8 protein-coding genes are annotated in these 8,728 nt (G+C 74.5%); 1 reads left to right on the top strand and 7 read right to left on the bottom strand.

From position 1 onward, the window contains the following. Window positions 1–60: 60 nt before the first annotated feature. The 7 genes from D6689_16005 to D6689_16035 all read right to left on the bottom strand — a co-directional run bounded on the left by D6689_16005 (window position 61) and on the right by D6689_16035 (window position 8,264). Window positions 61–285, bottom strand: coding sequence for a hypothetical protein (locus D6689_16005; protein RMH39616.1), 225 nt, complete (start codon window positions 283–285; stop codon window positions 61–63). 158 nt (window positions 286–443) lie between these two features. After that, a complete protein-coding gene (locus tag D6689_16010) occupies window positions 444–1,367 on the bottom strand; it encodes a 3'(2'),5'-bisphosphate nucleotidase (GenBank protein ID RMH39617.1) in 924 nt (307 codons plus the stop codon). Beyond that, the gene (locus D6689_16015; protein RMH39618.1) at window positions 1,364–2,341 is read right to left on the bottom strand and encodes a 4-hydroxybenzoyl-CoA reductase; all 978 of its coding nucleotides are present in this window, start codon (window positions 2,339–2,341) and stop codon (window positions 1,364–1,366) included. The genes D6689_16010 and D6689_16015 overlap by 4 nt, the downstream gene beginning before the upstream one ends. Next, a complete protein-coding gene (locus D6689_16020; GenBank protein ID RMH39619.1) occupies window positions 2,338–4,821 on the bottom strand; it encodes an aldehyde oxidase in 2,484 nt (827 codons plus the stop codon). The genes D6689_16015 and D6689_16020 overlap by 4 nt, the downstream gene beginning before the upstream one ends. Next, window positions 4,818–5,321, bottom strand: coding sequence for a (2Fe-2S)-binding protein (locus D6689_16025; GenBank protein RMH39623.1), 504 nt, complete (start codon window positions 5,319–5,321; stop codon window positions 4,818–4,820). The genes D6689_16020 and D6689_16025 overlap by 4 nt, the downstream gene beginning before the upstream one ends. Window positions 5,322–5,418: 97 nt before the next feature. After that, a complete protein-coding gene (locus D6689_16030) occupies window positions 5,419–7,749 on the bottom strand; it encodes a DUF2723 domain-containing protein (GenBank protein ID RMH39620.1) in 2,331 nt (776 codons plus the stop codon). Beyond that, window positions 7,749–8,264: a transferase gene (locus D6689_16035; protein RMH39621.1), complete on the bottom strand. Its 516-nt coding sequence runs from the start codon at window positions 8,262–8,264 to the stop codon at window positions 7,749–7,751. The genes D6689_16030 and D6689_16035 overlap by 1 nt, the downstream gene beginning before the upstream one ends. Before the next feature lie 57 nt (window positions 8,265–8,321). Here D6689_16035 and D6689_16040 point away from each other — a divergent pair. Continuing rightward, window positions 8,322–8,728, top strand: a 407-nt coding sequence (locus D6689_16040; protein RMH39622.1) for a MarR family transcriptional regulator, incomplete at its 3' end; no start/stop codon positions are given.

Raw genomic sequence — 8,728 nt, forward strand, 5'->3', positions numbered from 1 at the left:
CTCGCGCGTTTTCGGCTGGCGCGGCGCCGGGCGCCGGGACGACCGGGGCCCGGCGAGCGGTCAGTCGTGGTCGTGCCCGCGGCCGTGCTTGTGCTTGTGCTTGTGCTTGTGCTTGTGCTTGTGGCCCTTGTCCTTGCGGCACTTGTGGCCGTCCCAGCTGTGGCCGGGCTTGCAGCGGACGACGGCGTGGTGCCGGTGGCCGTGCGGGTGGGCGTGGACCACGCAGCCGGCGACGGAGCCGGCGAACGCGACGGCGAACACGGCGCGTGCAATGCGGTGTGTCATGCGGCGACTCGTGCTTGCAACCGACGGGCCGGGCCAACTGCGCGACGCGCCGTCCGCGCGGGCCGCCGCGCGGAGCCGTTCGGTTTCCCGCGGAGCCGTTCGGTTCCACGGCCGGTCCGGGCGTTCCCGCGGCAGCGCCGGCGCGGAGGGCCGCGCGCCTACGCGAGCGCGGCGCGCGCGGCGGCGAGGACGGCATCGTGCAGCCGCCCGTTGGTCGCCACGATACCGCGATTGCGCGCCAGCAGCGCGCCGCAGGTGAAGTCGAGCTCGCGTCCGTCGATGTCGGTCACGCGGCCGCCGGCGGCCCGCACGATCGCCGCCCCGGCGGCGTGATCCCAGATGCGCTCGACGTAGTCGGCCCGGGTCGGCAGGCGCAGATACACGTCGGCGTCGCCGCGGGCAACCGCCGCGTACTTGGCCTGACTGTCCATGCGCACGGGCGCCGCGCGGACGCCGAGCCGCTCGGCGATCGCTGCGTGGACGTCGTGCGCGCTGTGGGCCGCCTCGACCGACTCGCACACGCGCGCGTCGCGCGGGTCGGCGACGCCGCTGGCGGCGATCGGCGCGCGCGGACCGCCCGCGATGGGCTCGGCGGACGCCGGTTCGCCGGGCGCGCACGACGCGATGATCCCGAGTCCCGGGCAGCCGAGCGCCGCCACCGCCGGCTCGCCGTCGACCACGAGGGCGAGCGCGACCGCGTAGTGGTCGCCGCGCAAAAACCCCTTGGTTCCGTCGATCGGATCGAGCGTCCAGAACCGCGGCGCGTAGGCGGTCGACCGCCCGCGATCGATCCAGGTGCAGACGGTGTCGACGTCGGTCGGCCCGCACACGCGCGCGACCTCGGCGACGACCCGATCGGCCAGGCCGGACGCGCGCAACGCGTCGGCGCTCTCCTCGGCGATCACCGGATCGTCGGGGAACGCCTCGGCCAGCGCGCGGCAGACGACCGCCTGGCTGCCGAAGTCGGCGACCGTCACCGGGCTCCGGTCGCGCTTTTCGTGGGCGTCGCCGGGGCGCACGCCCGCGACGAGCCGCAGCGCGTCGCGCACCGCGGCGACCGCGACGTCCCGCTCGCCGGTCACGCCGACAGCTCCCGCAGTTCGCGCAGCGCGCCGGCGACGTAGGCGCGCGCGACCTTCTTGCGCCACGAGATCGTGTAGTCGGTGTTGTCCAGCGGCTTGGCGACCTTGGCGGCCGCCGCGGCGCACGCGTCGATCGCCTCGTCCGACAGCGGCTGGCCGACCAGCACCGCCGCGGCCTCGCTGGCGATCGGCCGCGAACTCACCGCGCCGAACACGATCCGCGCGTCGCGCACCACGCCGCCGTCGATGCGCGCGGCCGCCGCGACCGACAGCACCGGGAAGTCGATCGATCCGCGCCGCCGGCACTTCCAGTAGGTGGACACCCAGCCGCTGCGATCCGGCAGGATGACGCGCGCGAGCAGCTCGTCGGGGCGCCGCGTGAGGTAGTGGATGCCGTCGTCGGCGTACAGCTCCGCCAGCGGAATGTCGCGCGCGCCGGAGGCCGACACGAGCTCGACCCGCGCGTCCAGCGCGATCAGCGCCGGCGCCGTGTCGGTCGACGACACCGCCCAGCAGCGCGGGCTGCCGGGGGCGACCCAGCAGGTGTCCCCCGCCTCCTTCATGCAGAAGTCGATCGCCTTGCGCCACTCGTAGTTCTGGTTGTAGTAGTTGCAACGAGTGTCGAGGCACAGGTTGCCGCCGAGGGTGCCGACGTTGCGAATGTGTTCCGTCGCCACCGACGACGCGGCGCAGCGCAGCGCTCGCCACGGCGCGAGCCGGTCGTCGGCCGCGATCTCGGCCAGGGTGACGGCGGCGCCGAGCGTGGCCCCGGCGCCGTTTGCGCGCTCGCGCAGCTCGGCGACCCGGCGCAGCGACACGAGCAGCGTCGGGTTTTGGTGGCGGCGCTTCATGTTCGGGACCAGATCGGTGCCGCCGGCGAGCACGCGGGCGCGCGGCCCCTCGCCGGCGAGGATTGCCGCGACCTCGTCGACCGACTTCGGCGCCACGTAGGCGAACGGCGGGCAGCGCATCATGACGACGCCTCCGATTTCAGCCGCCCCTCGTGCGGATGCGGCGGTTGGAACCCCGGCTTCGGGCCGCGCCGGCGCGGCGGCTCGTTGGTCGCGCGGCCGTCGCCGCCGTCCCACGGCGGCGGCACCGTGAGCGCGCGCGCCACCTCGAACGCCGGGAACGCGGTCGGACCGTAGCGCTTGTCGGGCGCCGCCAACGCCCGCAGGATCATCTCCGGCTGGATCGGGATCTGATCGATGCGGACGCCGACCGCATCGTAGATCGCGTTGGCGACGGCAGGAATGATCGGCAAGAGCGGCCCTTGGCCGACCTCCTTGGCGCCGAACGGCCCGTTGGCGTCCGGGTCTTCGACCAGGTAGGTCACGACCGGCGGCATGTCGAGCGCCGTGGGCGTCTTGTATTCGAGTACCGACGGGAACTTGTGCACGAGCGCGTGCGACCGTTTGGGCGGCAGCCGGCGGAACGCCGACTCCTCCATCATCACTTCGCCGAGACCCATGTACACGCCGCCCTCGACCTGATTGATGACGAGCGTGCGGTTGATGCACGTGCCGATGTCGTGGGCGATCCAGATCTTGACGACGTCCCACCAGCCCGTGTCGGGGTCGACGCGCGTTTCGACCACCGCGGCCGAGTACGAGTAGGTCGGCGACGGTCCGACGCCAGCCCCCTTGAACTTGCCCGGCGTGCGGGGCGGCTTGTACGAACCGACCGTCCCGATCGTCCCGTGTTTCGTCTCGGCGCGGACCACCGCGTCGCGGAAGCTCATGCCGCGGTCCGGGTCCTGCGCGTCGAACACCCGGCCGCCGGCGAACACGACGCGGTGTTTCGGCACGTCGAGGTCGGCGGCGACGGCGTCCGCGATCAGGTCGCGCGCCTGCTCGGCGGCGCGAATGGCCGCGTTGCCGGTCATCAGCGTGACGCGGCTCGAGTAGCTGCCGAGGTCGACCGGCGTGAGGTCGGTGTCGCCGGTCACGACGCGGATATCGTGCGGGTCGATGCCGAGCACCTCGGCGACGCACGCGGCCAGCACGTCGTCGGAGCCCTGGCCGCAGTCGGTCGATCCGCAGAACGCCGTGACGAGGCCGCTGCGGTCGAGCTGGAGCTGGACGCCGCTGTGCGGCATGTCGTTCCAGTAGATTGGCAGCCCCGCGCCGCACAGGTACGACGAGCACGCCAGGCCGAGGCCATGGCCAAACGGCAGCTTGCCCCAGCGGTCGCGGTAGCCGGAGCCGTCGACGACCTTGTCGATGCACTCGCGCAGGCCGACGGTGCCGAGCTGGAGCCAGTTGGCGGTGAGCGAGTGCGGCTCGGCGAGCTGCTGCAGGCGCAGGTCGGCCGGGTTCTTGCCGAGCGCGACCGCGATCTTGTCGAGCTGTACCTCGAGCCCGAACCGCGGCTGCGGCGTGCCGTGGCCGCGCTTGGGGCCGCACGGTGGCTTGTTGGTGAACGTCCGGCAGCCGCGAAAGCGGTAGCGCGGGATCTTGTACGTGACGGTCTGCAGCGCGCCGGTGTAGAAGGTGGACGCGACGCCGTAGGAGCCGTATGCGCCGCCGTCGAGCAGCGTGGACAGCTCCTGGCCGACGATGTTGCCGTCGGCGTCGACGCCGGTGCGCAGCTTCATCAGCACCGGGTGGCGGCCGCGGTGGCAGTAGAACACCTCCTCGCGGGTGAGGCAGATCTTGACCGGCCGGCCGAGCAACAGCGCCGCCTTCGCGACGACGATCTCGTGGTTGAACGGGTCGGTCTTGCCGCCGAAGCCGCCGCCGTTGGGCGTCGCGATCACGCGGATGTGCGCCGGGTTCATGTCCAGCGCCTTGGCCAGGGCGCGGTGGACGTAGTGCGGCGTCTGCGTCGACGACCACAGCACGAGCTTGCCGTCGCGGTCGAGATCGGCGACGGCGGCGTGCTGTTCGAGCGGCATGTGGGTGTTGCCCTCGTAAAACAGCACGTCCTCGAACACGCGGTCGGCGCCGGCGAGCGCGGCGTCGACGTCGCCGAAGTCGAAGCCGACGGTCTTGTGGATGTTGCCGTCTTGCGCGTAGGCGTGAATCTGCGGCTCGGGGGTTGCGAGCGCCTGTTCGGGCGTGGCGATCGTGTCGAGCAGCTCGAAGTCCGCCTCGATCAGGTCGAGCGCCTCGACGCAGGTCTCCTCGCTGTCCGCGATCACGGCCGCATAGGGATCGCCGACGAATCGGACGCGGTCCGGCTGCAGCGCGTGTTCGTCCTCGCTCACCGGCAAGATGCCGTACGGGATCGGAAAGTGCGCGCCGGTGAGGACGAGCTTGACGCCCGGGTGCGCCTCCGCCTTCGACGTGTCGATCGACCGAATGCGCGCGTGCGGAAGGTGCGACCGCAACAGTTTGCAATGCAACATGCGCGGCAGCGACAAGTCGTCGGCAAACAGCGTCTTGCCGGTGACTTTGGCGCGCCCGTCGACCCGGCGGCGGCGTTTGCCGATCACCTTGAACTGGGCGGTCATCGCGGCGGCTCCTTGCCCGCGGTCGCATCGAAGTCGGCGGCGCAGTCGGGCCCGAGCCCGCACACCGACCCGACCGCGTTGAAAATCGAAATGTATCCGGTACAGCGGCACAGCACGCCGGACAGGGCGGCCCGGATGTCGTCGACCGTCGGCGTCGGGTTGCGGTCGAGCAGGGCCTTGGCCGTGAGCAGCATCGCGGGAGTGCAGTAGCCGCACTGGGCGGCGCCGAGGTCGGCGAACGCCTCCTGAAGCGGGTGCAGGGTCGGCCCGTCGGCCAGGCCCTCGACCGTCGTCACGTCGGCGCCGTCGGCCTCGACGCCGAGCAGCAGGCAGGACAGCACCGGTTTCCCGTCGACCAGCACGGCGCAGGCGCCGCACTCGCCGAGTTCGCAGCCGTGTTTGGTGCCGGTGAGCCCGAGGTCCTCGCGGAGCACCTCGAGCAGGGTCTTGTGCGGCGCGAACGCGACGTCCACCTCGTCGCCGTTGACGCGCAGCCGAATCTGGGCCTTGGGTTGCACGCACTGTATTTCCCATCGCGCGCGCCGGAATACAACCGCGATCGCGGCAACCGGCGGAGATCGCGTCCGGGCGGCTGCACTATCTTGCCGGCGGGACGCCGCCGTCGGCGGGCTGCCGCGCCGGCGCGTCGGGGGCGCCGCCCGCGCGCGCGAGCCACGCCGCCACGTCCCGGCGGCCCGGGTCGAGCGCGAGCGCGCGCTGCCACGCCGCGCGCGCGTCGTCGAGCCGGCCGAGCTTGGCCAGCGCGAGGCCGAGCTGCGCGAACGCATCGGCATCGCCGGGCGCCAGCTCGGTCGCGCGGCGAAACAGGCGGGCGGCCTCGGCGGCGTCGCCGCGGTTGCCGCGCACCGCGCCGAGCAGGACGAGCGCGCCGGCGTCGCGGTCGTCGCGCGCCATGTGCGCGGCCAACACCGCCTCGGCGCGATCGGCCTCGCCGACCCGCAGCATCGCGCGCGCGGTCGCGAGCTGCGCGTCCCGGTCGAAGCCCGCCAGCGCGCCGGCGTCGCCGTCGACCAGCGCGTGCCACGCGCTCAGCAGCCGGCGCTCGAACGGCGCGTCCGCGGGCAGGTCCGCGCGCCCCAGGCCGGCCCGCCACGCGAGGTCGTCGGCCAGCGCGTCGCGCTGCCACGGCGCGAAGATGATCACCGGCGTCCGCGCCGGCAGGGAACCGAACAGGTAGGGCCGCGCGGTGGGCCGCGCGAGCGCCGCGGCCGCGGCGGGCGACGCGAACCGGGCCTCGGCGCCGGCGGCGCGCGCCGCGTGCGCCAGTCGCCCGCGCTCGGCCTCCCACATGCCGCGCAGCAGCCCGACGCGGCCGGCGACCCGCCGGCCGGTGCCGCCCTCGTAGCGCGGCGGCGGCGGCGGCTCGGCGTCGTCGTCGATGGGCGCGAGCGCGTAGCGCCACGCGCGGCCGGCGGGCGCGGCGTGCGACGGCGGCAGCGCGCCGAACGCGGGCTCGTCGCCGCCGACGTAGCGGCCGGCGCGCAGATTGCCCTCCAGCAGGCGGTCGGCCGGCCGGCCCCGCCGGCCGTCGTCGACCCACGGGACGTACAGCTCCGGCAGGCTTCGATCGAGCCACGCCGCGAACCACGCGTCGCGCACCAGTTCGCGGTTGGCGAGGCCGACGTCGGGGCGCGCGCCGGCGACGACGCGCTCGTACAGCGCGGGAAACAGCGAGTAGTCGGCGTTGGCGAAAAACAGCGCCGGGCCCGGCGGCAGGCGGCCGACGGTGGCGTCCCAGTGGCGGAGCGCGTCGTCGCGCCGGCGGGGACCGCCGTCGTCGGCGCGCGCCACCGGGCCGGCGATTGCGAGCGCGGCCACCGGGGCGGCGACCACCGCGCCGGCGACGCGGCTGTCGCCGAGCGCCGCCGGCAGCGCGCGCGCGATCGCGGCGCAAAGCGGCGCGACGCCGGCGGCGCACAGCACGACCGCCGGCAGCACGTAGCCGGGCATGTCCGGGTTGACGTGGCGCTGCATCGCCGCGCCCGCGACGGTGCAGGCGGCCGACGCCAGCACGAAGGCCGCGCCGGGCAACCCGGTGAGCGCTGCGAACGCGAGCCCCGCGGCACCGGCGACCGCCGCGGCGAGGCCCGCGCCCTCGCCGGCGAGCATCCACAGCGACGCGAACCGCTCGGCCCAGCCGCCGGCCGCGAAGTTGCCGCGGTAGGCCGCGGCGCCGACGAGGTCGGCGAACCCGGACAGCGTGTCGGGCGATCCCCAGGCGAACGGCGGCGGCGCCGGCGCGGCGGCGCGGACCGGCAGCGCGGCGTACGCGGCCAACGCCGCGACGGCCGCGACGCCGGCGGCCAGCGCCGCGCGCGGCGCGCGCGCGATCGCGGGCACGACGGCGGCGACCAGCGGCAGGCCGGCGGCCGCCGCGATCGCGGGATGGATCGCGGCGGCGGCGGCGAGCGCAGCGACCGCCAGCGCCGCGTCGCGGGGCGCCCGGTGGCGCGCGACGCGCACCGCGGCCACGGCCGCCCAGGCGACCAGCGCGACGGTCGGCCCGTACACCTCGGGCCGCGTCGCGTTCGCCGCGGCCAGCGGCGACGCCGCGACGATGCCGCCGGCCAGCAGCGCCGCGATCGTCGCGCCCGGAACCAACGTCCGCGCCAGCGCCACGGCGCCGGCGACCGCCGCGGCCATCGCCGCGGCCGACACCAGCGACAGGCGGAACGCCACCTCGCCCGCGGGGACGAGCGACGCGAGCTTGCCCGCGAGCACGTACAGCGGGTGGCCCGGCGGGTGGGCGGCGCCGAGGCTCCACGCCGCCGCGGCCAGCTCCCCGGAGTCCATCCACGTCACGCCGGGCGCCGCCATCGCGGCGTAGGCCGCGAAGCTGGCGGCGAACGCGATCGCGGTCCACGGCGGGCCGCCGGACGCCGGCGCGCTGCGGGTCGGTGCCGCCATCACGACCGCACGCGCACCACCCGCGCCGGCACGCCGATCGCGACCGCCCCGGCCGGCACGTCGCGGGTGACGACGGCGCCGGCGCCGATCTGCGCGCCGCGCCCGACGGTGACGCCGGGCAGGACGATCGCGCCGGTGCCGACGTCGCAGCCGTCCTCCAGCACGACCGGCGCGAACCGCAGCGGCCCGTCCATGATCGGCGTGTCGACGGCCGGGGGCAGCTCGTGCGCCGACGTGATGATGCGGACGCCGGGGCCGATGCCGACGCGGCGGCCGATGCGAAGGCCGCCGGCCGCGTGCAGGAACGCATGCTGGCCGATCCACGCTCCGTCGCCGATCTCGAGATGGTTGCGGTAGTAACCCTTCAAGATCGCGTAGTGTCCCACGTAGACGTCGTCGCCGATGTAGACGTTTTCCGGGTGGAACACCAGCGCGCCGGGTTCGAACACGACGCCGTCGCCGCACGACGCGAGTCGATCGCGCGCGACGGTGCCGCTGCCGTGCGAGTTCGCCATGTCGGCCGAAATGTATCAGGGGTTGACATTCCCGTCGTCGCGTTGTACGTGCAACGCATGGCGAAGAAAGCAGCCCCTCGCGCCGCCAGCGCGATCGCGAAGACCTGTCTGGCCACCCAGATCCGCCGCCTCGATCGCGTGATCACCCGGATCTACGACGACGAGCTTCGCCCCTATGGGATCAAGTCGACGCAGCTGACGCTGCTGGCCAACATCGCGCTCGCCGGCGAGATTCAGCCGGGCGAGTTGGGCCGCGAACTCGACCTGGAAAAGTCCACGGTGAGCCGCAACGTCGCGCGCCTCATCGACGCCGGTTGGGTGCGATCGCGCAAGGGCGAGGACGCGCGCAGCGTCGAGCTACAGATCACGCCCGCCGGCCGCCGGCTGCTCGACCAGGCGCATGCCGGCTGGAAGGCCGCGCAGAAGAAGGCGCGGTCGCTGCTCGGCGCCAAGACCGCCGACGC

This window comes from Deltaproteobacteria bacterium, from assembly GCA_003696105.1.
Taxonomy (GTDB): domain Bacteria; phylum Myxococcota_A; class Polyangia; order Haliangiales; family J016; genus J016.